This window comes from Stenotrophomonas sp. SORGH_AS_0282, assembly GCF_030818125.1.
Taxonomy (GTDB): Bacteria; Pseudomonadota; Gammaproteobacteria; order Xanthomonadales; family Xanthomonadaceae; genus Stenotrophomonas; species Stenotrophomonas rhizophila_A.
In genome coordinates this window covers 1,645,060-1,670,901 of sequence record NZ_JAUTAB010000001.1, presented here as the reverse complement: position 1 = coordinate 1,670,901, position 25,842 = coordinate 1,645,060, and the positions used below count along the sequence as shown (strand labels likewise).

18 protein-coding genes are annotated in these 25,842 nt (G+C 67.5%); 5 read left to right on the top strand and 13 right to left on the bottom strand.

The window, feature by feature from the left end:
- Positions 1 to 172: 172 nt before the first annotated feature.
- The 3 genes from QE395_RS07315 to QE395_RS07305 all read left to right on the top strand — a co-directional run bounded on the left by QE395_RS07315 (position 173) and on the right by QE395_RS07305 (position 3,529).
- Positions 173 to 2,293 carry a TonB-dependent receptor gene (locus tag QE395_RS07315; RefSeq protein ID WP_306988240.1) on the top strand — a complete coding sequence of 707 codons (2,121 nt, stop codon included), beginning with the start codon at positions 173 to 175 and terminating at the stop codon, positions 2,291 to 2,293.
- Positions 2,294 to 2,408: 115 nt separating this feature from the next.
- Positions 2,409 to 2,825 (top strand): hypothetical protein, encoded by a 417-nt coding sequence (locus QE395_RS07310; RefSeq protein WP_306988238.1) that lies wholly within the window; start codon positions 2,409 to 2,411, stop codon positions 2,823 to 2,825.
- 26 nt (positions 2,826 to 2,851) lie between these two features.
- Positions 2,852 to 3,529: a MarC family protein gene (locus QE395_RS07305; RefSeq protein WP_306988237.1), complete on the top strand. Its 678-nt coding sequence runs from the start codon at positions 2,852 to 2,854 to the stop codon at positions 3,527 to 3,529.
- A 90-nt stretch (positions 3,530 to 3,619) separates the two neighbouring features.
- On the opposite strand, the gene QE395_RS07300 is transcribed toward QE395_RS07305, so the two are convergent.
- The 5 genes from QE395_RS07300 to QE395_RS07280 form a co-directional block, all read right to left on the bottom strand.
- The gene (locus QE395_RS07300) at positions 3,620 to 3,979 is read right to left on the bottom strand and encodes a hypothetical protein (RefSeq protein ID WP_306988236.1); all 360 of its coding nucleotides are present in this window, start codon (positions 3,977 to 3,979) and stop codon (positions 3,620 to 3,622) included.
- An 87-nt stretch (positions 3,980 to 4,066) separates the two neighbouring features.
- The gene (locus QE395_RS07295; RefSeq protein ID WP_306988234.1) at positions 4,067 to 6,439 is read right to left on the bottom strand and encodes a GH92 family glycosyl hydrolase; all 2,373 of its coding nucleotides are present in this window, start codon (positions 6,437 to 6,439) and stop codon (positions 4,067 to 4,069) included.
- A 123-nt stretch (positions 6,440 to 6,562) separates the two neighbouring features.
- Positions 6,563 to 8,845, bottom strand: a complete 2,283-nt coding sequence (locus QE395_RS07290) for a patatin-like phospholipase family protein (protein ID WP_306988231.1) — start codon at positions 8,843 to 8,845, stop codon at positions 6,563 to 6,565.
- Positions 8,846 to 8,938: 93 nt separating this feature from the next.
- Positions 8,939 to 11,395: a prolyl oligopeptidase family serine peptidase gene (locus QE395_RS07285; protein WP_249832741.1), complete on the bottom strand. Its 2,457-nt coding sequence runs from the start codon at positions 11,393 to 11,395 to the stop codon at positions 8,939 to 8,941.
- A gap of 399 nt (positions 11,396 to 11,794) precedes the next feature.
- Positions 11,795 to 12,112, bottom strand: a complete 318-nt coding sequence (locus QE395_RS07280; protein ID WP_083214175.1) for a DUF5076 domain-containing protein — start codon at positions 12,110 to 12,112, stop codon at positions 11,795 to 11,797.
- 76 nt (positions 12,113 to 12,188) lie between these two features.
- Here QE395_RS07280 and QE395_RS07275 point away from each other — a divergent pair, with 76 nt between their 5' ends.
- Positions 12,189 to 12,965 carry a HipA family kinase gene (locus tag QE395_RS07275; RefSeq protein WP_306988227.1) on the top strand — a complete coding sequence of 259 codons (777 nt, stop codon included), beginning with the start codon at positions 12,189 to 12,191 and terminating at the stop codon, positions 12,963 to 12,965.
- Positions 12,943 to 13,332: a DUF3037 domain-containing protein gene (locus tag QE395_RS07270; RefSeq protein ID WP_095362726.1), complete on the top strand. Its 390-nt coding sequence runs from the start codon at positions 12,943 to 12,945 to the stop codon at positions 13,330 to 13,332. The genes QE395_RS07275 and QE395_RS07270 overlap by 23 nt, the downstream gene beginning before the upstream one ends.
- A gap of 205 nt (positions 13,333 to 13,537) precedes the next feature.
- On the opposite strand, the gene QE395_RS07265 is transcribed toward QE395_RS07270, so the two are convergent.
- The 8 genes from QE395_RS07265 to ligA form a co-directional block, all read right to left on the bottom strand.
- Positions 13,538 to 13,987, bottom strand: coding sequence for a transposase (locus tag QE395_RS07265; RefSeq protein WP_306988225.1), 450 nt, complete (start codon positions 13,985 to 13,987; stop codon positions 13,538 to 13,540).
- Positions 13,988 to 14,151: 164 nt separating this feature from the next.
- Positions 14,152 to 16,701 carry a membrane-bound PQQ-dependent dehydrogenase, glucose/quinate/shikimate family gene (locus QE395_RS07260; protein WP_306988224.1) on the bottom strand — a complete coding sequence of 850 codons (2,550 nt, stop codon included), beginning with the start codon at positions 16,699 to 16,701 and terminating at the stop codon, positions 14,152 to 14,154.
- 243 nt (positions 16,702 to 16,944) lie between these two features.
- Positions 16,945 to 19,659, bottom strand: a complete 2,715-nt coding sequence (gyrA, locus tag QE395_RS07255; protein WP_249832745.1) for a DNA gyrase subunit A — start codon at positions 19,657 to 19,659, stop codon at positions 16,945 to 16,947.
- A gap of 289 nt (positions 19,660 to 19,948) precedes the next feature.
- Positions 19,949 to 21,010, bottom strand: a complete 1,062-nt coding sequence (gene mtnA / locus QE395_RS07250) for an S-methyl-5-thioribose-1-phosphate isomerase (protein ID WP_306988221.1) — start codon at positions 21,008 to 21,010, stop codon at positions 19,949 to 19,951.
- Between the two features lie 20 nt (positions 21,011 to 21,030).
- A complete protein-coding gene (locus tag QE395_RS07245; protein WP_306990449.1) occupies positions 21,031 to 21,729 on the bottom strand; it encodes a DUF3011 domain-containing protein in 699 nt (232 codons plus the stop codon).
- Positions 21,730 to 21,885: 156 nt separating this feature from the next.
- A complete protein-coding gene (gene epmA / locus QE395_RS07240) occupies positions 21,886 to 22,830 on the bottom strand; it encodes an EF-P lysine aminoacylase EpmA (RefSeq protein WP_306988219.1) in 945 nt (314 codons plus the stop codon).
- Positions 22,827 to 23,312 (bottom strand): GNAT family N-acetyltransferase, encoded by a 486-nt coding sequence (locus tag QE395_RS07235; RefSeq protein ID WP_068852860.1) that lies wholly within the window; start codon positions 23,310 to 23,312, stop codon positions 22,827 to 22,829. The genes epmA and QE395_RS07235 overlap by 4 nt, the downstream gene beginning before the upstream one ends.
- A gap of 18 nt (positions 23,313 to 23,330) precedes the next feature.
- A complete protein-coding gene (gene ligA / locus QE395_RS07230) occupies positions 23,331 to 25,829 on the bottom strand; it encodes an NAD-dependent DNA ligase LigA (RefSeq protein WP_306988216.1) in 2,499 nt (832 codons plus the stop codon).
- Positions 25,830 to 25,842 lie beyond the last annotated feature (13 nt).

The following is a 25,842-nucleotide window of genomic DNA, read 5'->3' as shown; positions in this document are numbered from 1 at the left end:
TGCGTTAAAGGGATCGCCTGCCGTGCGTGCAGTCGTTTGGGAACCGACCCTACCCCCCCGTTCCTTCGGTGGGTGACGGCGGCGGCGCAACCTGTTAACTTTCGCGACCTCGCGACGGTTTACAGGTGTCGTGCCTGGCCGCCGCTGCCCATTTCGTACCGATTCCAGACGCATGCCCCCTCTCCTGTCGTTGCACCGCCCTACCCTGTCCACGCTGACCCTGGCCCTTTCGACCGTACTGGTTGCCACCGCCTCCGCCGCTCCGGCCGACAGGCCCACAACGCTGGAATCGGTCAACGTCACCGCCGCCGACACCACCGAACAGGCCCGTGCCGCGCTCAAACGCGTGCCCGGTGCCGGCAATGTGATCGACCTGGCCCGCACCGATGGCCGCCTGGCCGGCACCGCCGATGTGCTGGCCTACCAGCCCGGCATCAGCGCGCTGTCGCCCGGCAACGAAGGGGCCAAGGTCTCCATTCGGGGCTCGGGCATCAACCGCGGCCCCGGCGCGCATGCCTCCGGCATCTCGGTCTCGCTGGATGGCCTGCCCCTCACCGGCCCGGGTGGCACCCCCTACGAGCTGCTGGAACCGTTGTGGCTCAGCCGCGCCGAGGTGCTGCGCGGGGCCAACGGGTTTGAAACCGGCGCGCTGGCGTTGGGGGGTGCGATCAACTACGTCAGCCGCAGCGGCCGTGACGCCACCGGCCTGGAACTGCAGTATGAAGCGGGCAGCCGTGGCTACCAGAAGCGCAGCGTAGGCTACGGCGGCGAGGCGGGCGACGTGGACTACTACCTGGCCTACACCGATACCGAATACGACGGCTACCAGCAGCACGCCGCCGGCGACGGCAAGGGTGCGATGGCGAACGTGGGCTGGCAGATCACCCCGCAGCTGGAAACGCGCTTCTTCCTCCGCTACCGCGAGACCAACCACCAGACGCCCGGACGCCTCACCCGCGCGCAGATCCGCAACGATCCCCGCGCGGCCAACCCGGCCAACCTTGCCATCGATGCGCAGCGCCCGCAGCCGGGCAGCACCTGGCTGGGCAACATGACCACGCTGCAGATCGATGACGATTCCTCGCTGCAGGCGGGGCTGGTCTACCACCACTACCCGATGGATCTCAACGAGAGCCTGTACCGGCAGCAGCTGGATTACACCAACCTCAACGCCACGCTGGATTACCGGCGGCAACACCTGCTGTTCGGGCGCGACAGCGTGACCACGCTCGGCCTGCGCGTCACCCACGACCTGGATGCGGACGTGCGCGAAACCCTGCGCTACCCCAGCAGCGGCTACCCCGCCGGCACCCACACCCGCGACTTCTCCCACCACGGCACCAACAGCACGCTGCATGTGGGCAATGACCTGGCGCTGAGCGACACGCTGCGCCTGCAGACCGGCCTTGCGCTGATCAACACCCGCCACGACGTGCAGGTCACCTGGCCGAGCACGCCGGAACGGCTGTCGGGCAGCGACTGGGACTACGCGCCGCGACTGGGCTTCACCTGGCAGCAGACCCCCGCCACGCAGTGGTTCGGCAACCTGAGCCGCTCGGTGGAGCCGGCGCACCCGTGGTCGATGATCTGGGGCTCGAACCTGTATTTCGCCCCCGGCAACGGCGCGTCCAGCGGACGCCAACGCGCACCGGTGGCGCTGGACAACCAGACCGCCACCACGCTCGAGCTGGGCGCGCGCGGCGACAGCGCACTCGGCCGCTGGGAACTGACCGGCTACTACGCGCGCGTGCTGCATGAACTGCTGAGCGTGGAAGTCGTTCCGGTACCGAACCTGTTCGTGGCCGAGAACAACGCCAGCCCGACCGTGCACCGTGGCATCGAGGCCGGGCTGGACAGCACCCTGTGGCAGGGCGCCGACGGTCGCCTCTCGCTGCGCCAGGCGTATACCTTCAGCGACTTCCGCTACCGCCACGATGCCCGCTTCGGCAGCAACCGCCTGCCGGGCCTGCCGCGCCACTACTACCAGGGCGAACTGCGCTTTGATCATCCGACCGGGTTCTACGCCGCGGTCAACACCGAGTACGCCTCGGCGATGTTCGTGGACTACGCCAACAGCTTCCGCGCCGACAGCCACCTCATCTTCGGCACGCGGGTGGGCTTCGATGCACCGAACGGCCGCTGGCAGGCCTGGGCCGAACTGCGCAACCTGGGCGATCGCCACTACGCGGCTACTGTGACGCCGGGCTATGACGACGCTGGCAGGGACGTGGCGCGCTCGACACCGGGCGACGGTCGCGGGGTGTATGCAGGCATCCGCTGGCGCTTCAATTGAGGCCAGCGAACCGGTGCCAGTAGAAATACTGGCGCCGGGCGCGGGGATTGCCGTAGCCGCGCGTGCCTGCACGGCGGAGACTGGAGGCCTTCCCTGCCCTGCTGCGGAGCTTCCCGTGAGCCAGATCGCCACGCGTCTCGCCTGTTCCCTCGTGCTCTGCCTGGGCGTTGCCGCCGCGGGCCACGCCCAATCGGTGGGCGACACCGCCGCGACCCGTTTCGCCACGCTCGACAAGAACAGCGATGGCGTGGTCAGCGAAGACGAGTACGACGGCAGCGCGCTGTTCCGCACGCTCGATGCCGATCACAACTACCGCGTCACGGTCGAAGAAGTGCAGGCACTGCTCGGCCCGGACCGCGATGGCCAGCTCACGGCGGCAGACCGCATCCGGGTCGCCGATCTCAATGGCGATGGCGAGCTGAGCGACGAGGAAGTACGCCGCGTGGCGGAGTTGCGCTTCCAATCACTGGATACCAACCACGACAACGACCTGACCCTGGCCGAGCTGCAGGTTGGGTTCTGGCGGCCCTAGGCAACCGTGCTTCACGGCAGACGCACATGTGGAATGAGTTCAGCCACGCTTTCCTGGTGATTTTCACCAGCCTGCTGCCGGTTATCAATCCGCCGGGAGCGGCACTGATGGTGCTGGGCCTGCTGCCCGATGCCACGCCCGCCCAGCGCGGCCGGGTCGCTCGCGCGGTGGCGTTCAACAGCCTGATGATGCTAGCTGTGTCGGTCAGCGTCGGGGCGTGGGTGTTGTCCTTCTTCGGCATCTCCATCCCGGTGTTGCGCCTGGCCGGCGGGCTGGTGATTGCCGCCACCGGCTGGCGCCTGCTGCAGGCACCGGCGCAGGCCGAACGCAGCTCGGTGGCCGGCGCCGCCGAAGCGGAGGCGCGCCACGACCTGGATGCCACGGTGGAGTCGCAGACGTTCTACCCGTTCACCCTGCCGCTGACCGTGGGTCCCGGTGCGATCGCGGTTGCGACGGCCGTGGGCACCACCTCGCCCAAAGACGGGCCGGAATCGGTGCATGTCGTCGCGGCAGGCTGCGCGCTGCTGGCGTTGAGCGTGCTGATCTACCTGTGCATGCGCTACGCCGGGCGGCTGCAATCCTTGCTGGGGCCTACGGGCATGCAGGTGATGCTGCGCCTGTTGGCGTTCGTGATCCTGTGCATCGGTGTCGAGATCGGCTGGATGGGACTGTCCGAGCTGCTGGGGCTGCCAGTGGCGCACTGATCGGCTGGCCTTGATCCAGGTCAGGTCGCCCGCGGTGACGGAGCGGCTGCGTCGCCTGGTGCAGGCCCAGTCTCGATGCCGCCGTTGAACTCAGACCAGCGAACCCAGCATGAAGTAAGGCAGGTACATCGCAAACAGTATGCCCACCGAGCCCAGCAGGCCTGCGCCAAGGCCCAGCAGCCCGGCCAGGATGCGGCCGGCGATGGGCGGGCCGAAGTGCCAGCACGCCCCCACCAGCGCCGGCGCCAGCCAGGCCAGCAGATAACCCTGGCTGTAGACGCGGCTGATCCACGGCAGTGCCTGGCCGGCGCTGCCGAACATCTCCACGAACTGCGGCAGAAGCAGTGCCCCGAACAGGGTCACCACGAACGCCATGGCCACACTGGCGGCCAACCCCACCCACGGCAGGATGCCGGCACTGCGCTGCAGGAGCGGATGGGTCAGGTTCATCGCGGGATGGCCCCGTCGATAGCGTTGGCCACGGCCCCCATCCGGTGACCGTCAGGGTCGATCACGGATGCCATGTGATGCTGCATGTCAGTTCGGCCCATACGACGGCGGCAGCGTGGCGGTGCCCCACTGCGTGTTCTTCGCCTTGCCCAGTTCAAACTCCAGCGTGCCGCCCTTCTGCACCACGCTGGCCGGCAGCCAGCTGGCCTCGCTGGGCTTGCCGTCCACGCGCAGCGACTGCACGTACGGTGCGTCCATCGCCGCGCCGTTGGCGGTGATGGTCAACGTGGCGCCGGGGCGCTGGATGACCGCTTCGCGGAACAGCGGGCTGCCGATCACCAGGTCGGCACGGCCCGGGTAGAGCGGGTACAGGCCCAGCGCCGACCACACGTACCACGACGACATCTGGCCCAGGTCATCGTTGCCGGGCATGCCTTCAGGCGCATTGGTCCAGATCTGGCGCATGGCTTGGCGCACGGTTTCCTGTGTTTTCCACGGCTGGCCGACGAAGTTGTACAGCCACGGTGCCGCCACCGAGGGTTCGTTGTCCAGCTCGGCATGCAACGGGCCCGATTTGGTCACTGCCCACGCGCCGTCTTCCTTGCGGAAGAACGCATCCAGGCGCTGGATGGCCGCGTCGCGGCCGCCTAGCGTGGCGATCAGCCCGGCCGGGTCGAACGGCACCATCCACAGATACTGCGCACCGCTGCCTTCGACGAACTCCTCATCCGAGGCCGGATCGAACGCCGGCCAGCTGCCATCGGCATTGCGCGGCTGGATGTAGCCGGCCTGCGCCGTCGCCTTGGGGTTGTACAGGTTGCGCCACCAGCCGGAGCGTTCGCGGAACAGCGTCGCGCCCTGTTTGTCGCCTGCGGCGTTGGCAAGTTCGGCAAGGCCGAAATCAGCGGCCGCCATTTCCAGCGTGTCCGAGGCGGTGCCCCAGCCCGGCGCGCCCACCGGCATGTACTTCAGCGCCATCCACTGGTCCAGGCCCGGGCGCTGGCCGACGCACAGCACCGGGCAGCCGCGCCGGCTGAGGTCGCGTTCGGTCGGCACCGTGGCCGCCTGCTTGAGCGAGGCGTAGGCGCGTTTCAGATCGAAGTTGCGGCCACCGAACGCGTAGATCGCGGCGACCGACGGCGGTGACGGATCGCCGTTCATCACCCCGGTGGCACCGGTCAGGTGCGTCCAGCGGTCCCACACGCCGCCGTTCTGGTCGGCCTGGTTGAGCAGCGACTGCGCGATGTCCGAACCGACCTGCGGCTGCAGCAGCGTGACCAGCTGCAGCTGCGAGCGGTACACGTCCCAGCCGGAATAGTTGGCGTACTGCGCACGCTGGCCCTTCGCCAACGTGTGCACCTTGCCGTCCATGCCCCGGTAGCGGCCATCGCCGTCACTGAACAGGTTGGGCGCGAGCAGCGTGTGGTACAGGGCGGTGTAGAACACGGTGCGTTCGTCGGGTGTTCCGCCGGCCACGCGCACCTGGCCCAGCGTCTTGTTCCATTCGGCGCGGGTCGCGGCCTGGGTCGCTTCGACCGTGGTGCCAACCGGGCTTTCGCGGCGCAGGTTGGCGCGTGCACCGGCCTCGTCCACGTAGGAAATACCGATGCGCGCGGTCACCTTCGGGCTGCGCTTGGGATCGAACTGGATCCAGCCGCCTGCACCCTTGCCTACCGGCGGGTGACCTTGGGTGCCGTAGCTGGTGCCGCCACCGCCTTCGCGCGCGCCGGCCTGCACGGTCTCGTCGCGCCAGGTGCCGCCGACCTCGAAGGGCTGGTCGAACTCGGCCACGAAATGCAGGGTGTAATAACTTTCGCGGCGATCCTCGGCCAGGTAACCGCAGAAGTTGCCGGCGGTGACCGTGCCGCGCACGGTGCGCGTGTCCGGATCGATCACGATGCTCGAGTCGGTGCTGCCCACTTCACTGTCGGAGGTGCGGAACAGCAGGTTGGCCGGCTTGTCGGCCGGGAAATGGAACTGCCCCACCGCGGTGCGCGAAGTGGCGCCCAGGTCCACCACCACGCCGTTGTCGAGCGTGAGCCGGTACGCGCCGGGACTGGCCGACTCGCGCTTGTGGTCCAGCACGCTGGCGTAGCGCAGCCCGGCCTCGGCCGACGACGGCGACAGTTCCACCTTGGTGGTGACCGGCATGATCGGAACGTCGCCGCTGGCCCCGGTGCAGCCGGTACCGGACACATGGGTCAGGCTGAAGCCGCGCACGCCGTTGCCGCGCCACTCGTAGCCACCGGGCGCCGCAATGGCGAAGCGCTTGCCCGGCAGCGGGGTCATCTCGGGGCTGAAGGCCACCATGCCGAACGGCATCGACGGACCCGGATACACATTGCCGGCGTTGGTGGTGCCGATGAAGGGATTGACCTCGGCGGCGAGGTCGGCGGCCTGCAGGGCGCAGGGCGCGGCGGTCAGGACAAGCGAAACGGCAACCAGCATCGAACGGTGCACGACGAACTCCCAAAGCGGAAAGGACGGACCATCAACGTAGCGCCACGGCCTGCGTGGCTGGATCGATTGTATCGATCTAAACCCCGCCCGCAATCTGACCAAAGGCACCCCTGTCGCGGGGCGTCAGAACCCGTCGAGGGTGCGCAGCAACGAACCGAAGGTGAGATAGAACGAGTCGTGCCCGCCCTGGGCGCGGCCGTAGCCGAGGAACACCGGCCCAAGAAACGTATCGGCCCCGACGAACACGCTGCCGGCACTCTGCATGCCGTCGATGTTCACCTCATCACGCGTGCGCCAGAACCCGCCCCATTCCAGGCTGCCCCCGACGTACAGCGGAATGGTCAGCAACGAGTCGGCATGGGCCACGCGGCGGTAGTACACCATGCGCGCCAGCGCGGTCTGCGGGGCGAAGATCGCCTCTTCCGGGTACCCCGACAGGTTGCCCAGGCCGCCCAGGAAGCCGTAGGTGGCCAGCAGGTCGTCGCCGCCGTGGGCGGATGAAATGCGCAGTCCACCGAGCCAGCGACTTTCGCCCCGCGCCCAGGCGCCATCCCACTGCAGACGAGTAACGGCGGCGGGATCATCCGTGCCCAGCGCGTCCAGGTAGTGCTGGCGGGTCAGCGACAGGCGCTGGCCGCGGCTGGGGAAGGCCGAACTGTCGATGGAATCGTGGCGCAGCTGCCAGCCGATGCTGCCCATGTCGGCGCGGTAGTTGCCCAGCTCGCTGGGATTGCCCACATCCAGCCGGGTGCGCTCCTGCCCGCGCTCGAGGAAGCTGGCCAGTTCCCAGTCCGGATGCGGCGACCAGGCCCAGCGCAGGCCACCCAGCCATTGGCTGTAGCGGTACTGCGCCAGCGAACCGCGCTGCAGCAGCGCCAGGTCCAGGTCGGTTGCGCGGTAGCGTGCATAGGTCGAGAGCGCGTGCCGGCCGCTGCTGCCAAACGGGTGGTAGTACTCGGCGAAGGCTTCTTCCACCTCGCCCAGGCCGATGCGCAGTTTCAGTTCGGCGCCCTGGTCGGTCAGGCCGGTGCGGGTGAACTCGCTGATCAGCTGGTAATTGCTGCTGCCATCGAAGTCATCGGACAGGCGCAACGCGAAATGCAGGAAATCCGGGCCCCAGCGTTTGTCCTGCGGGGCGATGACCAGGCCGAACTGGTCATCGCGCTGGTCCAGCCGCCATTGCACCTGCTCGTAGCGGCCTTCGCCGTAGGTCAGTGCAACCTGGCGTTCGATCCGTTCCGGTTGCAGCGGCTGGCCCAGCTGCGGCTGCAGGCGCTGTTCGATGAAGCGCGGGGTCTGCGTGTCCTCGCGCAGCACGTCGATGAACGCGACGATCGGCGTTTCATAGGCCGGCGGCCGGTGCTGCTGCTGGAAGATCGCGTACTGCGCCGGATCGACCTGATAGCGCTGGATGCCCGCCACCTCGGCTTGTGCGGCCTGCTCGCCCACGGCTACCGCCGCCGGCGAGTGGTTGAAGTCCTGGCTGCCCATGTCGCCCAGCGGCGGCGTGATCAGCAGATCCTGCGTACCCAGCGTGGCCAGCTGAGCATCGACCACCCGCTTCATCAGCACGCCGGCCATCTGGTGGCTGATCGCCAACGGCGAATCCAGGCGTTCTTCGCTCATCAACGGCGTGCCCACCCGCACCACGATCAGGCGCTGCGCGCCGAGCCGGCGCGCTTCGTCGATCGGCAGGTTGTCGACCACGCCGCCATCGACCAGCAGGTGGTCCTGGTAACGCACCGGTGCGAACACGCCGGGGACCGACATGCTGGCGCGGATCGCCAGCGCCATGTCGCCCTGGCCGAACACCACCTTGTCGCCGGTGACGATATCGGTGGCCACCGCCCGGAACGGGATGGGCAGCTGGTCGAAATCGCGCACCTGCCAGGTCGGCAGCAGCAGCCGCCGCAACAGCATTTCCAGTTTCTGGCCCTGGATCAGGCCGCGCGGGAACGCGATCTTGCCGTTGCTCAGGCCGACTTCGACCCCGCCGAGCAGGCGCAGGTCGTCTTCCTTGCGGCGCATGCTGCGTTCGTTGCGCGGTGGTTTGTCGCGCAGTACGTCGGCCCAGTCGATGCGGTCGAGCACGGTTTCGATTTCATCGGCCGAGTATCCAGAGGCATACAGCCCGCCGACCACCGCGCCCATCGAGGTGCCGACGATGCAGTCCACCGGCACCCGCTCGCGCTCCAGCACCTTGAGCACGCCGATATGCGCTGCGCCACGCGCGCCGCCACCGCCGAGCACCAGGCAGGTGCGCGGGCGGTCGGGGTGCGTGCCGGCGAGCGTATCCGTCGCTGCCTGCTGCGCCCCGGCTGCCAACGGCAGCAGGAGCGCAGCAAGGGATGCCCACCGACGGAGCAGGCGCACCTTCCTGTGCGACGTACGGGGGTCATCCTGCATGTCAGCTCCTGGCATCGTATTCTGGCCGATGCCCGCACTGTGCCCGTCCCTCCAGCGCACGTCCAGATCGACGCAGCGACGCAGGGCGTGGCGCTACTTGGCGTTTTTGACGTAGGTGTCGAACCAGTTGAGCATTTCCGACACCAGCTGCTCGTTGGATTCCAGCGCCGTGTACCAGTGCGGTTCATTGGGCAGCATCACCAGCCGGGTGATGCCGCCGTTGCCGCGGATCGCCTGGTACAGCTTGCGCGACTGGAACGGTTCGGTACCCGGGTTGGCGTCGTCCTCGCCGTGGACCAGCAGCAGCGGCAGCTTGATCTTGTCGGCATAGAAGAACGGCGAGGCCTTCAGGTACACATCCTGCGCCTGCCACACCGAACGCCGTTCGTTCTGGAAACCGAACGGGGTGAAGGTCTTGTTGTACGAACCGCTGGTGGCCACGCCGGCTTTGAACAGGTCGGTGTGCGCGATCAGGTTGGCGGTCATCAGCCCACCATGGCTGTGCCCGGTGACGCCGATCCGGTTACGGTCCACCACGCCAAGGTCCACGGCTTTGTCGACCGCGGCCTTGGCATCGGCTTCGAGCTGCTCCAGGTAGGTGTCGTAGGCATTCTTCGGATCACCGACGATCGGGAACGCGGCGTTGTCGATGATTGCGTAGCCGGCCAGCAGCATCAGCCGGTACGGCGCCAGACGGGTGAAGGTCTGCTGCGAACCGGAGACCTGCCCGGCCTGCGCCGCATTGGCGAAGTCGGCCGGGTACGCGTACAGGATGGCCGGCACGCGCTGGCCTTCCTGGTAGCCCGGCGGGGTGTACAGGGTGAACGACAGGTCCACCCCGTCGGCGCGCTTGTAGGTGACCAGGCGCTTCTTGATCTGGCGCACTTCCGGGGTCGGGTCGCTGAGCGTGGTCAGCGCGGTGGCGGTGGAGGTGTACTGCGCCTCGCCGTCTTTAGCGCTGGCAGCGCGTTCGCCCTGCTGGCGCACGAACGCATTCGGCGGGTCCATCACCGACTGGTGCCAGGTCAGGTAGCGGCCCGGGGTGGCGGTCAGCCCCAACACCTGCTCATAGGCGTCGGCGCCACTGCGGAACAGACGCTCGGTCTTGAGCGTGCCCAGGTCCAACCGGTCCAGGAACGGACGGTCGCCCTGCGGCGAACTGCCCTGCCCGCGCAGGAACACGAAGCTGCCGTCCTGGCGCACCACCGGCGCGCCGTTGGGCAGGCGCTTGAACACCAGGTTGCCCGGGTCGGCGTAGAGCTCGTCGCTGGACAGGTCCCAGAGCAGCCGGCCTTCCTGCCTGGGCTGGTCGACATCGACGATGCGGGTCTGCCGCCAATGACGGTTCTCATCGTTTTCGAACAGGAACGACACCGCCGGGTCCGCGCTCCAGGCAATGCCTTCGAAGCGCTGCGCGGTCCGCGCGATTTCCTGCGGTTTGGCGGAGAACGGTGCCTTCAGCGCCAGCACGCGGTCGCGGTGCGGCACGGTCACTTTCCAGTCGCCCTTGTCCAGCGCTTCGGCATAGACCAGCGTGGCCGGATCGGTGGAGCGCCAGTCGAAATCGCGCGGGCCTTCGGGCACGCCGTGCACCGGCACGCGGTCGGCCAGCGGCAGGCTGGCGATGGGTGTGTTGCGGCCCGTGCCCAGGTCGAGCACCGCAACGTCATTGGCGAAACGCTGGTAGGTCACCGCGTGCGAGAACGGCGCCTTGAGCGTTTCGGTGAGCACATGCACGCCATCGGGGGCGGCATTGACCTCGTTGTACAGCGCCGGCGCGCCGATGGCGCGCACGCTGCCTGCGCTGGCGTCCACCACGGCCAGCTGCGAGGCACCGTAGTAGGCGAACAACGCTTCGTCATGCGCGCTGGTCAGGGTGTCGCGGGCTTCGTAGGTGCTGCTCTCGCCGCTGCTGCCCAGCGATTCCTGCACGTCCGGGCCACCGGGGCCGTTGCCACTGCTCGGGGCCGGGCCCTGATTGGCCGGCACGGTCTTGACCAGCAGCTGCTGGCCACCGCCCAGCCACTGCACGGTGTAACCGAAAATGGGATTGAGCTGCACGCCCGGGATCTGCTTGACCTGGCCGGTCTGTGCATCACCTACCCAAAGCTGCACCGAGGTGTCTACTGCGTTCTGGAACGCGAAGTGGCTGCCATCGGCCGACCACTGCGCCACGCCGGCACAGCCCTGCGGCAACGCGACCTTGGTGGTGCGGGCCGTGCCGACATCCACCAGCGAGAAGTCCGCGACGCAGGCCGGAATGCCGTAGCCGCCCTGGGTATCGTGGCGGCTGCGGTTCTTCGGTTCCAGCCGCACGCCCGCCAGCTTGAGATACGGCTGGGCAACGCGCTCGATCGACGGATAGGTCTGCAGGGTGGTCAGCAGCAGCCGCTGCCCGCTCGGGTCCAGGCTGGGCTGCGGCGGTGGCGGCGCCTTGAGCACCTTGAGCAGCTGCTCCGGCGGTTTGGCGTAATCGGCGAATGCCGGTGCGGCAAGGCTGAGCGCGGCCACGGCAATGGCGGTGGCAAGGCAGGTACGACGGATGAGCATCCAGATCCCCTTGAAGGTGTGGGTCCCGGCGGCGCACATGTCGCCGGCATACCCACGAATCTAGCACCGGGTCATCGCGCCGGAATGGGCCGAAAGCACTGGATGCATTGCCGGCCTTGCACTTCGGTGGCCGTCAATCAGGCGCCCTGGTAGACGTCGTGTACAAGCGAAATGCCCAACGCTGCCATTCGGCCGAGCAACCGGGGCGGCAGCTCGATGGCGAAGTTCCGGTTGCTGTGCGAACTGAACCAGATGCGGGAGGTGGCGACGGCAGGAATTCGTGCGCGCCAGGCCTTGGTTGTTGCGCATGTCGGCGCTCCTGGCTGGGTTGCGGGGCTGGGCACGGCCCGGGCTACGGGGGCGTCGCCCTTGGGGGCTGCCGTGTGCCGGGTCCCAGGATCAATGCGCTGGCGTGCGCTCGCCGCGGTCGATGATTGCGCCTTCGATGCTGTCCTTGGGTGCGCCGATGCGCTCCATGAAGTCGCGCAGCATCACCTCGCGGCAGTGCTCGACGGATTGCCCATCGCGCTCGGCGAACATCCGCGCGGCATGCTCGAACAGGTCCGAGAGCAACTCGCCGAAATCGGCGGCGCCGCCACTGAGATCGGAATTGAGGGTCACGTGGAGCTCTTCGTGGGCGGCCCACAGGCGCATGATCTCGAAGGCCTCTGGATCGCTCAGGACGCCATCAGGGATGCGCAGTTCGTCGGTGTACATCAGGTGTCGTCCTTGCATGCGGGAGGGGGCGGCGCCACGGTAAGATGGCGCTGCTCACTCCGTCAATGGATGTCCCTTGCGTACCGTCCACGCGCTCCGTTACATCACACCGCTCCGCGAGGGCGGCTCCCTGCCGGCTGTGGTCGAGACCGACGACGACGGCATGGTCGTGCTGAAGTTCCGCGGTGCCGGCCAGGGCCCGAAGGCGCTGATTGCCGAGCTGGTTGCCGGCGAGCTGGCACGCACGCTCGGCCTGCCGATTCCGGAAATCGTGTTCGTCGAGCTTGACCGCGAGTTCGCGCGCACCGAGCCGGACCCGGAGATCCAGGACCTGATCCGCGCCAGCGAAGGGTTGAACCTGGGCAGCGATTACCTGCCCGGCGCGATCAACTACGACGTGGCGGCGATGCCGGTGGATGCCGACCTCGCCTCGCGCATCGTGTGGTTCGACGCCTTCACCAGCAATGTCGACCGCACCGCACGCAACCCGAACCTGATGGTGTGGCACCGCAAGCTGTACCTGATCGACCACGGTGCAGCGATGTACTTCCACCACGATTGGGCCACGGCGGGCGATGCCTGCGTGAAGCCGTTCCTGCTGATCCGCGACCATGTGCTGCTGTCGTTCGCCACGAAGATCCCCGAGGTGGATGGTGAGCTGGCGGCGCGGCTGCCGGATGCGGAGATTGAACGCATCGTCGCGCTGGTGCCGGACAGCTGGCTGGTGGACGAACCCGCTTTCGACAGCCCGGCGGCCTACCGCCAGGCGTACATCGATTATCTGAAGTGCCGGCTGCAGGCACGTGCCGCTTTTGTAGAGGAGGCCGTCCGTGCCCACGCTGCACACGTATGACTATGCGGTGATCCGCGTGGTACCGCGGGTGGAACGCGAAGAGTTCATCAACGTCGGGGTGATCGTATCCTGCCCGGGGGCGAAGCATCTTCAGGCGGCGATTGAGATTGACCCGGTGCGGATGCAGGCGTTCGCGCCGTCGCTGGACCTGGAGGCGCTGCAGCCCTGGCTGGATGCGATCGTGGCGATCTGCCGGGGGGATGCTACTGCGGGGCCCATCGCGCAGCTGCCGGCGCGTGCGCGGTTCCATTTCCTCACCGCCAAGCGCAGTTCGGTGGTGCAGATGTCGAGCACGCACGTGGGGCGGACAGCGGATCCGCAAGGCGTGGTGGAGCATCTGATGCGCAGGATGGTGCGGGTGGTGTGATGGTCGCGTGCGGCGCCGGATCCATCGTGGGTTGGGGGCGACTGTTGGTCGGCTGTTTCTGCCCCTGCGGTAGAGCCGACTGTTAGTCGGCTGCTTTTGCTTTTGGGGGTTGATTTGCTGGTCGGGTGTTTTTTTGTTTCGCGAAGAGCAGCCGACTAACAGTCGGCTCTACCGTCGGCTCTACCGTCGGCTTTGTTCCTTGCCTCTACAGCTCCCATCTGCACCATGCGTGTGGATAGTCGCCTATCCGTTCCGCAAGCTTCGCACGTACTGGATTGGCAAGAATGTACATCGCCTGTTCGCGCAGTGACTCGTCGCTCCGGATCGCATGGTCGTAGTAGCCCGGCTGCCAGACGGCGCCGCTACACTTCCGACATCGATTCATCAGGTAGCTGCTGCGCGCCTTGAAGCGCTGCACGCAATAGCCCAGCGCGTGGGTCCGCAATTGCGCCAGCCAGTGGACGTGGTCAGGCATGATGACCCATGCCAGTGAGGCGGTGAAGCCTTCTTCGTCCATCGCGCGAAGGGTTCGGCTCACGATCTGAACACAGCGCTCGTCGTCGAAGCTGCGTTGCCGATGCTGGCAGACCATGGTGAGCGCGTAGACGTTGCCGATGTGGGACCAGCGGCCATAGTGGAGTTTTGGGCTGCTCATGCGCTCAGAATGCCTTGCGCTTGTTGGCAGTGGCATCGGGGTTGTTCTCGTTCTTTCGCGGTGGAGCAGCCGACTGACAGTCGGCTCTACCCTAGCCCGGGTCGGGCGGCCGACTAACAGTCGGCTCTACCGCGGGGGCAAAAGCAGCCGACTAACAGTCGGCTCTACCGCGGGCTCTGACCGTTCTTGCTCGCCTTCGGCAGCGCGTATGCCATCACGTAATCGCCGGCCGGGGTTTCCATGAAATGGTGGCCGCCGGCCATGATCACCACGTACTGGCGGCCGTCGTATTCGTAGACCATGGGGTTGGCCTGGCCACCGGCGGGGAGCTTGGCGTGCCACAGTTCCTTGCCGGTCTTCAGGTCGATGGCGCGTAGCAGGTCGTCGGTGGCGGCGGCGATGAAGATCAGGCCGCCGGCGGTGAGCGCCGCGCCGCCGTTGTTCGGGGTACCGATCTCGATCGGCAGGCCGGAGCGGATGCCGAACGGGCCGTTGCCGCGCGCGCTGCCGAACGGGCGGTCCCAGAGCAGCTGGCCCGTGCGCAGGTCGATGGCACGGATGCCCCCATAAGGCGGCTGCTTGCACAGCAGTCTGGTGAACGGCAGGCGCCAGCCGGCGTTGACGTCGATGGCATACGGGGTGCCGGTCTGCGGGTCCCCTGCCCCTTCGGCGCCGCCGCGGTCGGCACGCACCTGCTCGCGTGGCACCCAGCCCTTGCGGTCCGCTTCGGCGCGCGGCACCAGCCGGTTGTAGTTGGGCATGTCGTTGTAGTTGGCCACGATCACGCCGTGGCGCGGATCCACCGCGACGCTGCCCCAGTCCGAACCGCCGTTGTAACCCGGGTATTCGATGGAATGGCGGTCTGCAGTGGGCGGCGTGTAGAAGCCCTGGTAACTGGCCTTGCGGAACTGGATGCGGCAGACCAGCTGGTCAATCGGCGTGATGCCCCACATGTCGCGCTCGGTCAGGTCGGGCTTGCGCAGCGTGTGGTACAGCGAAAAACGCTGGGTCGGCGCGCGTTGTTCGGGCTCAACTCCGCCGCGGGGCACCGCGCGCTCTTCCGCCGGCGTCAGCAGCGCGCCGGTGCGGCGGTCCAGCACGTACAGGTCGCCCTGTTTGGTCGGCAGCAGGATCGCCGGCACCTTGCCGGCGGCGGTCGGGTAATCGATCAGCGTGGCCTGTGAGCCGAGGTCGTAATCCCAGACATCCTTGCGCACGGCCTGGAAGTTCCACACCGGTTTGCCGGTGGCCACGTCCAGCGCCACCAGCGAGGTCGCATAGCGGTTCTGGTTTTCAGTGCGCGAACCGCTCCAGTAATCGCCCGCCGAATTGCCCATCGGCAGGTACACCAGTCCCAGCTGCTCATCGCCGGTCGCAGTGGTCCACATGTTGGGGGTGCCGCGCGTATACGTCTGGCCCTGCGGTGGCAGCCCACTGCGGTCGGGTGCATCCATGTCCCACGCCCAACGCAGCTTGCCGGTCTGTGCGTCGTAGGCCTGGATGACCCCGGACGGGGCATCGCGGCGCTGTCCGTCCAGCACCTGGTGGCCGGTGACGATCACCCCGCGCACGATCGCCGGCGGCGAGGTAATGGATACATAGCCCGGTGGCACCTCGCCCATGCCCAGGGTGATGTCGACCTGACCATTGTTGCCGAAGCCCGGGCACGGACGGCCGGTGGCGGCGTCGACGGCGATCAGGCGCCCATCCAGCGTACCCTCGATGATGCTCGCCGCGCACAGCGCGCGGTTGCCCGCGGCGAGCGGCCGGTTGCCCATGCTGGGTGGGGGTTCGGGCAGCGCCAGGTCGGCGGCGACGTCGGCCAGCACCGGATCCACCTGCGGCACGCCGGGCACTTCGTAGTAGGCCACCCCGCGACATGCGGCCGTGTAGGGAATGGATGCGTCTTTCACCTTGGGATTGAAGCGCCAGCGCTCCTTGCCGGTGGCCGCGTCCAGCGCGATGAGCTGGTTGCGCGCGGTGCACAGGTACAGGCTGTCGCCCACCTTGAGCGGGGTGGTCTCAGCGCCCCAGCGCTTCTTCGGCAGGTCGCCGGTGCGGAACTGCCAGGCCAGCTCAAGGTCGCCGACGTTGGCCGGCGTGATCTGCTGCAGCGGTGAATAGCGCGTGCCCGCGTTGCTGCGGCCCCAGGCGGTCCAGTCGCCCGGGGCGGGCTGGTCGGCCGGTTGCGGGCTGGCCTCGCGGGTCGGGGCGAGTCCGGTACCGGCGGCATCGACCGGGAATGCCTGCGCACCGGCCACCGCGCCGTGCGGGACGAAGGCCAGGGTGAATGCCACCGCGAACACCAGGCCCAGCGCCCCGGCCAGGGTGCGGGAGATGCGCCGCGGCACCGGCGTGCGCAGGGTCGGCAGCAGCAGCGCGAGCAGGAAGCCCAGCGCGGTGATCACGCCCAGGCGCGGCACCCAACGCCAGTAGTCACTGCCCGATTCCCACCATGTCCACAGCAGCGTACCGACGAACACCAGGAGGTAGGCCCATGCGCCGGCGCGGCGATTACCCCACAGCAGCACGCCTGCGGCAAGCAGTCCTGCCCCGGCCAGGACGTAGTACCAGGACCCGCCCAGTTGCGCGAGCCAAGCGCCCAGGCCGCCCAGTACAAGTCCGAGGAGCAGCAGGACCAGCGCGAGCACGGTGATCAGGGGGTGGCGCGGCGGCAGCACCACGGGCGGCTCTGAGGTCGGCACAGCGGACATCGGTGTTCTCCCCGGTACGGCGGAACCCTGGATGCTGCCGGCCTCCCCTGCTGGCCGGTTTTTTTGAAGCTTATGCCTGTTCGGGTGTGAATGGGGTGGGATTTTCTTCGGGCTTTCGGATGGGCGGCCTGGGCCGGCCAACGGCCGGCGCTACCGGACATTGAGCGCGCCGGCGGGCTCCAGGTGCCGGAAACGAAGAACGCCGGCGTTGGCCGGCGTTCTCCGTAGTGCGTTGCGGGTGGATCAACCCTGCGGGTTTTCGTCGCCTGCGACCGGTGCCGGGGCGGTGTCGACCGGCGTTGCCGCCGTATCGACCTCGTCCTCGACATCGTCGATGGACGCATCCATCCGCTCCACCGCCTGCAGCTTCTCGTCCTTGGACAGGCGGATCAGGGTCACGCCCTGGGTGTTGCGGCCCACGCGCGAGATTTCCGAGCCGCGGGTACGCACCAGGGTGCCACCGTCGGAGATCAGCAGGACCTCGTCGCGCGAGCCCATCAGCACCGCGCTGACCAGCTTGCCGTTGCGCTCGGTGGTCTGGATGCCGATCACGCCCTGGGTACCGCGGCCCTTGCGCGGGTAATCCGGCAGCGGGGTGCGCTTGCCGTAGCCGTTCTCGGTGGCGGTCAGGATGTACAGCATGCTGTCGTCGTCGCCACCTTCGATCACGGCATCGCCGTTCTCGACCGTGGTCTCTTCCACCTGCACGTCGTCTTCGCTCTCGTCCTCGCTGCCGCCGGCACGTTCGGCCACGATCAGGCTGACCACTTCCTCGCCCTTGGCCATCTTGATGCCGCGCACGCCGGTGGCGGTACGGCCCATCGAGCGGACCCGGTCCTCGCCGAAGCGCACGGTCTTGCCGTTGGAGGCGAACAGCAGGATGTCGCGGTCGCCATCGGTCAAGCCGACGCCGACCAGCGCGTCACCCTCGTCGAGGTTGATCGCGATCTTGCCGCGCGCCAGGCGGAACGCGAACTCGCTGAGCGGGGTCTTCTTGACGGTGCCGTTGCGGGTGGCGAAGAACACGAACTGGCCTTCGGCGTACTCGCGTACCGGCAGCACGGCCTGCACCCGCTCACCGGATTCCAGCGGAATCCAGTTGATGATCGGGCGCCCACGCGCATTCGAACCGGCTTCGGGCAGCTGGTGTACCGGCAGCCAGAACACCTTGCCCGAGCTGGTGAAGGTCAGCAGGGTGTCATGGGTGTTGACCAGCCACAGCTGTTCGATGAAATCCTCTTCCTTGGTCGACGCCGCGCTGCGACCACGGCCACCGCGACGCTGGGCACGGTAGGCACTGACCGGCTGGCGCTTGACGTAGCCGGCGTGCGACACGGTGACCACCACGTCTTCCGGCGCGATCAGGTCCAGGATGTCCAGGTCTTCTTCGCTGTGGCGGATCTCGGTGCGGCGTTCGTCGCCGAACTCGGTGCGCACGTTGACCAGCTCTTCGCGGATGACCTGCAGCAGGCGGTCCGGATCTTCCAGGATGTGGATCAACCCGGCGATGGTTTCCAGCAGCTGCTTGTACTCTTCGGTCAGGCGGTCCTGCTCCAGCCCGGTCAGGCGGTGCAGGCGCATTTCCAGGATCTGGGTGGCCTGGATCTCGGTCAGCTGGTAGCCACCCTCGATCAGGCCCACGCCCTTCGGCAGGTCTTCCGGACGCGAGGTTTCCGCACCGGCCGCACCCAGCATCGAACCGACCAGGCCCGGTTCCCACAGGCGCGCGAGCATGCGCTCGCGGGCTTCGTTGGGATTGGGCGAGGTCTTGATCAGTTCGATCATCTCGTCGATGTTGGCCAGCGCAACGGTCAGGCCTTCCAGCACGTGGGCACGGGCGCGCGCCTTGCGCAGCTCGAACACGGTGCGGCGGGTGACCACTTCGCGGCGGTGGCGCACGAAGGCCTCGAGCATCTGCTTGAGGTTCATCAACTGCGGGCGGCCATCGACCAGCGCCACCATGTTGATGCCGAACACCGATTCCATCTGGGTCTGCTGGTAGAGGTTGTTCAACACAACTTCCGCCGACTCGCCGCGCTTGATTTCGATGTAGATGCGCATGCCGTCCTTGTCGGACTCATCGCGCAGCTCGCTGATGCCTTCGAGCTTCTTTTCCTTGACCAGCTCGGCGATCTTTTCGATCAACCGGGCCTTGTTCACCTGGTACGGGATCTCGGTGACGATGATCGATTCGCGGCCGTTGTCGGCCACTTCGATATCGGCCTTGGCGCGGATGCGTACCCGGCCACGACCGGTGCGGTAACCGGCGACGATGCCGGCGGTACCGTTGATGATGCCGGCGGTGGGGAAATCCGGGCCCGGGATGTACTCCATCAGGCCGTCAACGTCGATCTCGGGGTTCTCGATCAGCGCGATGCAGGCGTTGATCGCCTCGGTCAGGTTGTGCGGCGGGATGTTGGTCGCCATGCCCACCGCGATACCGGCCGAACCGTTGACCAGCAGGTTCGGGAACCGGGTCGGCATGACCGTCGGCTCCAGTTCCTTTTCGTCGTAGTTGGGCTGGAAATCGACGGTTTCCTTGTCGATGTCGGCCATCAGCTCATGGGTGAGCCGCGACATGCGCGCTTCGGTGTAACGCATCGCCGCGGCGGAGTCGCCGTCGACCGAACCGAAGTTACCCTGGCCGTCCACCAGCATGTAGCGCAGCGAGAACGGCTGCGCCATGCGCACCAGGGTGTCGTACACCGACTGGTCGCCATGCGGGTGGTACTTGCCGATGACGTCACCGACGATACGCGCCGACTTGTAGTAAGGCTTGTTGCTGTGCGCGTTCAGCTCGTTCATCGCGTACAGCACGCGGCGATGCACCGGCTTGAGGCCATCGCGCGCATCCGGGAGGGCGCGCCCCACGATCACGCTCATGGCGTAATCGAGGTAGCTCTTGCGCATCTCGTCTTCCAGGTTGACCTGGATGATTTCCTTGGCGTTTTCTGCCATTCGGGTTCCGTTGTCTGGTAGCGGTCCAGTCCGTCGCGCCGGCCCTTGCGGGGCGGCGGCGTCGGAATCTCGATTAACTGACGGAGTCTACCACAACGGGGCCCTTTCCGCCGCCATTTACGGCGTTTTTACCTGCAGGAATCAGGGACTTAGGTGCGGCTTCGGGACAATTGCGCAAGACCGCCGATGTGAGGGCCGATCGGCACCGCCAAGGCCGACCAACGGTCGGCGCTACCGCAACCCCACGGCCACGTCATCCCGGTAGCGCCGGCCGTTGGCCGGCCCACGGTCAACCGAACGCAGCCTGCATGTTGGCCACGGTGGGATTCAGGATCACGCCCTTCTCGGTCACGATGGCGTCGATCAGCTCGCCCGGGGTGACGTCGAACACCGGATTCCAGGCGGCAATGCCTTCGGCCACGGTGCGGGTACCGCCCACGCCGTACAGCTCGCCCGGGTCGCGCTGCTCGATCTCGATCTGGTCGCCGTTGGCGGTGTCCATGTCCACCGTGGACGACGGCGCCACCACCATGAACTTCACCCCGTGGTGGCGGGCGGCGATGGCCAGCTGGTAGGTGCCGATCTTGTTGGCGGTGTCGCCGTTGGCACAGATCCGGTCGGCGCCGACGATCACCCACTGCACTGCCCCGGTCTTCATCAGGTGCGAAGCGGCCGAATCGGCGATCAGGGTGGCGTCGATGCCGTCCTGCTGCAGCTCCCACACGGTCAGGCGCGCGCCCTGCAGCCACGGCCGGGTCTCGCCGGCGAACACCCGGCCGATGCGGTGCTGGGCCATGCCCGCGCGGATCACGCCCAGTGCGGTCCCGAAGCCGGCCGTGGCCAGCGAGCCGGTGTTGCAGTGGGTCAGCACGCCGCTGCCGGCATCGATCAGGCCGGCGCCCAGCGCGCCCATGTGGCGGTTGGCGGCCAGGTCTTCGTCGGCGATGGCCTGCGCTTCGCGGGCCAGCACCTGCGCCCAGTCGGCACCGGCGGGCGCCACGGCGCGGCGCATGCGTGCCAGCGCCCAGGCCAGGTTGACGGCGGTCGGGCGTGACGCGTTCAGGCGTTGCAGCGCCGGTTCCAGCTTGGCCAGCGCGTGCGCACCATCATCGGCCTGCACCTGCTGTGCGGCCAGCACCACGCCCCAGGCCGCGGCGATGCCGATGGCCGGCGCGCCGCGAACGGTCAGCGCATGGATGGCCTCGGCCACCGCGTCGCTGTCACGGCATTCCACATGCTCCACCACGAACGGCAGCTTGCGCTGGTCGAGCAGCTGCAGGGAATCACCGGTCCACAGGATCGGACGGATGTGGTCGTAGCGGGCGTAATCGATGTCGGGGGATGCGTTCATCCCGTCATTGTAACGGGCGCTCAATTCACATGGAATTCGGCGCGGCAGCCGTTGTCCACCCACACCCCGCGGGCATCCCAGCCCCAGTCGCGGCCTTCCTCGCAGGGGCTGCCGGACAGCTGCTTGACCAGCGTGGCGCTCTTGCTGATACCCGCCCCGCAGAACCGGCGCTGGCGCGACTTGGATTCGCAGACCAGCGGGCGCGGTACATCGAGGAAACCACTGCCGTCGGCCGCGCCCACCTCGAAGTCCCCTTGGCAGCCCCGGGTGACCCACACCTCGTTGCGCTTGACGCCCCAGCTGTGCCCTTCCCGACACGGCATCGCCGACAACTGGCGCAGCAGCCGCACCGGCGCGCCCTGCAGGATCACCGGGCAGCTCTGCGGGCGGCCATTGGATTCGCAGCGCAGCACCCGGCGCACCTTGCGTTCGCCACCGGTGGCACCTGGAGCGCCACGGCTGCGGAATTCGGCCCGGCAGCCGAGCGTGACCCACACCCCGGTGCGATCAGTGCCCCATTCCGAGCCGCGCACGCAACTGTTGTCGGACAGTTGGCGGACGAGGTCGACGCCGTTGGCGACCGGCATGTCGCAATGCACCCATTCCATGTCGCGCGACTGGCAGCGCACTACCTGCCCGGCATAGCCGGTTTCGGCCCACGCCGACAGCGGCAGGCAGGAGGCGAACAGCACCAGCCCCAACGCCGGCAGGCGCCACATCAGGGCGGACGGCGTTGGTGCAGCAGCTTCCACCCGTTTCATCAACTCCATACACGCCGCCACTGAACGATTACGTCGCCACCATCCGACATCGGGTGTGATCAGAGCATCATCACGCAACCCGCGCAAGACACTTTCATGGAGACTTCACTACGTTCAGGCGTGGGCGAAATCGAATGCCAGCACATCGGCAATCCGGCCGGTACGGTTCATCGCCATCAACAGGCGGTCCACGCCTACCGCCACGCCTGCGCAATCCGGCAGCCCGGGCAGTGCGTCAAGCAGTCGCTCGTCCAGCGGCGGCAGCACGCTGCCGCGTGCCTGCCGCACCGCGTGGTCGCGCACGAAGCGGGCGCGTTGTTCGTCGGCATCGTTGAGCTCGTGGTAGCCGTTGGCCAGCTCGACCGCGCCCAGGTACAGCTCGAAACGTTCGGCCAGCGGCGGCGTGCCCGGCCGCACCCGCGCCAATGCGGCCTGGCTGGCCGGCCAGTCATGCACCACCGTCATCTGGTCATCACCGAAATGCGGCTGGATGCAGTGGGTCATCAGCAGGTCCAGCCAGTCGTCGCGGGTCAGCCCGTCAGCATCGATGCGAACCTCGGCCAGCGGTGCCTGCAGCTGCTCAAGGCTGGCCTCGAACGGATCCAGCCCCACGTGCGACTGGTACAGACTGCGATAGTCGAGCACCTGCAGTGTCGCGTCGCGTCCGACCAGCGCCAGTGCCGCGCGCACCAGTGCCACGGTTTCGTCGATCAGGCGGCGATGATCCCAGCCCACCCGGTACCACTCGAGCATGGTGAACTCGGGATTGTGGCGTCCCCCCGCTTCGCCGTTGCGGAATACCCGGCCCAGCTCGTAGCAGTCGCCCACGCCCGCGGCGAGCAGCCGCTTGAGCGGGTACTCCGGCGAGGTGCGCAGCCAACGCTGGGCGCTGCCCGCATCGACGTGGCCACTGAAACGCGTGTGGAAACTGTCGATGTTGGGTTCGGTGTTGCCGGCCGCCGAGAGGATCGGCGTTTCCACTTCAAGCACGTCGCGTTCGGCAAAGAAGGCGCGGATCAGCGCGTTCAACGCCGCACGCTGGCGCAGCGTGGCGATCACGCGCGCGCGTCCCGCAGGCGGCTGGCCAGCTGCAGGGTGAGCAGGCTGCGGGTGTCATCGACATAGCCGGTGGCCAGGTACAACCGGCGCGCCAGCTCGTTGTGGTGGTTCACCTCCAGCCGCATGCGCTCCACCCCGCGCGCGTTGGCGCGCTGTTCCAGGATGGCCAGCGCCTGCTTGCCGCGGCCACGGCCGCGTGCGGCATGGCTGAGGTACAGCTCGTCGAGCAGCGCGAAATGACCGCCCTGCTCCAGGCTGAAGCCCATGGCCAGCGCGGCGTGGCCAACGACCTCACCGGTTTCGGACAGCCACAGCAGCACTTCACCGTTGCGCGGGTCTTCCAGCAGTGCGGCCAGGGCGCGGCGCACGCGCGCTTCGTCGAAGTCCAGCTGGTCTTCGGCATAGAACTCGCGCATCAAGCCGACCACCAGTTCGGTGTCGGCGACGGTGGCGAGGCGGAAGTCGAGGGGGGACGTCTGCATGAAGGATTCAATCCGTTTTCAGTGGGCCGCCAGGAACGCGACCAGGCGGTCTTCGTCCCAGACATCGATGCCCAGTTCGGTGGCCCTGGTGAGTTTGGAGCCTGCCTCGGTGCCGGCGACGACGAACGAGGTCTTTTTCGAGACGCTGCCGGCGACTTTGGCGCCCAGCGCTTCCAGGCGTTCCTTGGCTTCGTCGCGGCTCATCTGGGCGAGCGTGCCGGTCAACACCACGGTCTGGCCCTCGAGCGGTCCTTCGCTTTGGCTGGTGGCCTCAGGGGCGCGCTCCAGCAGGGTGCGCCGGTATTCATCGGCCTTGAGCAGCATCGGCCCATGCCCATCGTGGTCGAGCCAGTCGGCCACGCCCAGCGCCACTTCATTGGGCAGGCCGGCGGCGACCAGCTGCACCGGTTCGGCATCCAGCACGCTGGCGGCATCGGGCAGCATGGCGACCAGTTTCTCCGCGCGCAGGCGGGTGATCCCGGGGATTTCGGCCTCGACCAGCAGCTGCGCGAAGTCCAGCCCGTCGCGAAGCTTGGCGCTGGGCGGATGGGCGTCGCTGATGCGCACCTGCCCGACCTGCAGCAACGCGTCGATGGCCTCCTGGTTGCCCGGCTGCTCGAAGAAGTGGCCGAGCGAGCGCGCCACTTCACCGCCGATGTCCGGCACGCGCTTGAACAGCGGCCACGGCAGGTGGCGGATGAGTTCCAGGTCACCGAACCAGGTGGCCAGCGCCTTGGCCGTGCTTTCGCCCACATGCTGGATACCAAGCGCAAAGATCAAACGCTCCAGCGTTGGGGTCCGGCTCGCATTGATCGCGTCTCGAAGATTCTCTGCCCACTTCCTGGCATGCTTCTTCGGCCAATCGAATGTCGCTCCGGACTGCCGGAGTAGACCAAAGACGTATGCCCGCCAAGCGTCGCCAGCGAGATTCACCGGGTCGAAAGCAGACTTCACGTCGGACTCTTTGCCGAACAGATCTCGCGTCCGTTCATTAGCATCGGTAGCGATGATCGCGCGAAGGTCGCTGTCAATGCTCTCGCGCTCGCTGTCCAGAACAAACTTGACCAGCAGGAAATCGTCGATGGTGAGCGTGTACAGGTCGGCCGGTGATCTGATCACCTCGGTTTCGACCAGTAGATCGATGAAACGATCACCCAGCCCGTCGATATCCATCGCGCGGCGCGAGGCGAAGTGCGCGATGGCTTCCTTGCGCTGCGCCGGGCAGCTCAGCTCGCCCGAGCAGCGCCAGGCAGCAGCGCCCTCCTCGCGCACGATCTCCGAGCCACATACCGGGCACTCGGTCGGCATGCGCCACGGCGAGGTGCCCGCCGGGCGGCGGTCGGCGATGACGCTGACCACTTCGGGAATGACATCGCCGGCGCGGCGTACGATCACCGTATCTCCCACGCGCACGTCCAGCCGCTCGATCTGGTCGGCGTTGTGCAGGGTGGCGTTGGATACGATCACCCCGGCCACGGCAACCGGGTGCAGGCGCGCCACCGGGGTGGCCGCGCCGGTACGGCCGATCTGGATTTCGATCGCCTCCACCGTGGTGGTCTGCTCCTGCGCCGGGAACTTGTGCGCGATGGCCCAGCGCGGAGCGCGCGACACAAAGCCCATCTGTTCCTGCCCGGCACGGTCGTCAAGCTTGTAGACCACGCCGTCGATATCGAAGGCCAGGCCGTCGCGGCGTTCGCCGATGTCACGGTAATAGGCCAGCAGGCCCTCGCCGCCCTCCACTACCTGGCACAGTTCGCTGACCGGGAAACCCCACTCGTTGAGCTGGGCCAGCGTGGCCGAATGGGTCGGCGGCAGTTCACCGCCCCGCACTTCGCCGATGCCGTAGGCATAGAAGCTCAGCTTGCGCCGCGCGCTCATCTTTGGATCGAGCTGGCGCAGCGAACCGGCGGCGGCGTTGCGCGGGTTGGCCAGCACCTTGCCTTCGTGCAGGCGCGCATCGGCGTTGTAGGCCTCGAAATCGGCGCGGGCCATGTACACCTCGCCGCGCACTTCCAGCACCTGCGGCCAGCCACTGCCCTGCAGCGTGTGCGGAATCACCTTGATCTGGCGCAGGTTGGCGCTGACGTCCTCGCCCATGGTGCCGTCGCCACGGGTGGCGCCCTGCACGAAGCGGCCGCTTTCGTAGCGCAGGCTGATGGCCAGGCCATCGAGCTTGGGTTCGGCCGAGAAGCGCACGGTGTCGCGGCGCAGGCGCTCACTGATGCGGCGCACGAAATCCTGCACTTCCTCATCGCTGAAGGCGTTGCCCAGCGACAGCATCGGCACGGCGTGGCGCACCTCGGCAAAGCGCGAGGCCGCCTTGCCACCGACCCGCTGCGTGGGCGAATCGGCATTCACCAGCTCCGGGTGGGCCTGTTCCAGCGCTTCGAGTTCACGCACCAGGCGGTCGTACTCGGCGTCGGGGATCAGCTGCTCATCGCGGTCGTAGTAAGCCTTGCCGGCCTCGTCGATCTGGCGGCGCAGGACCTCGGCACGTTGGGCGGGGCTGGGACTCATGCGACAGGCATCC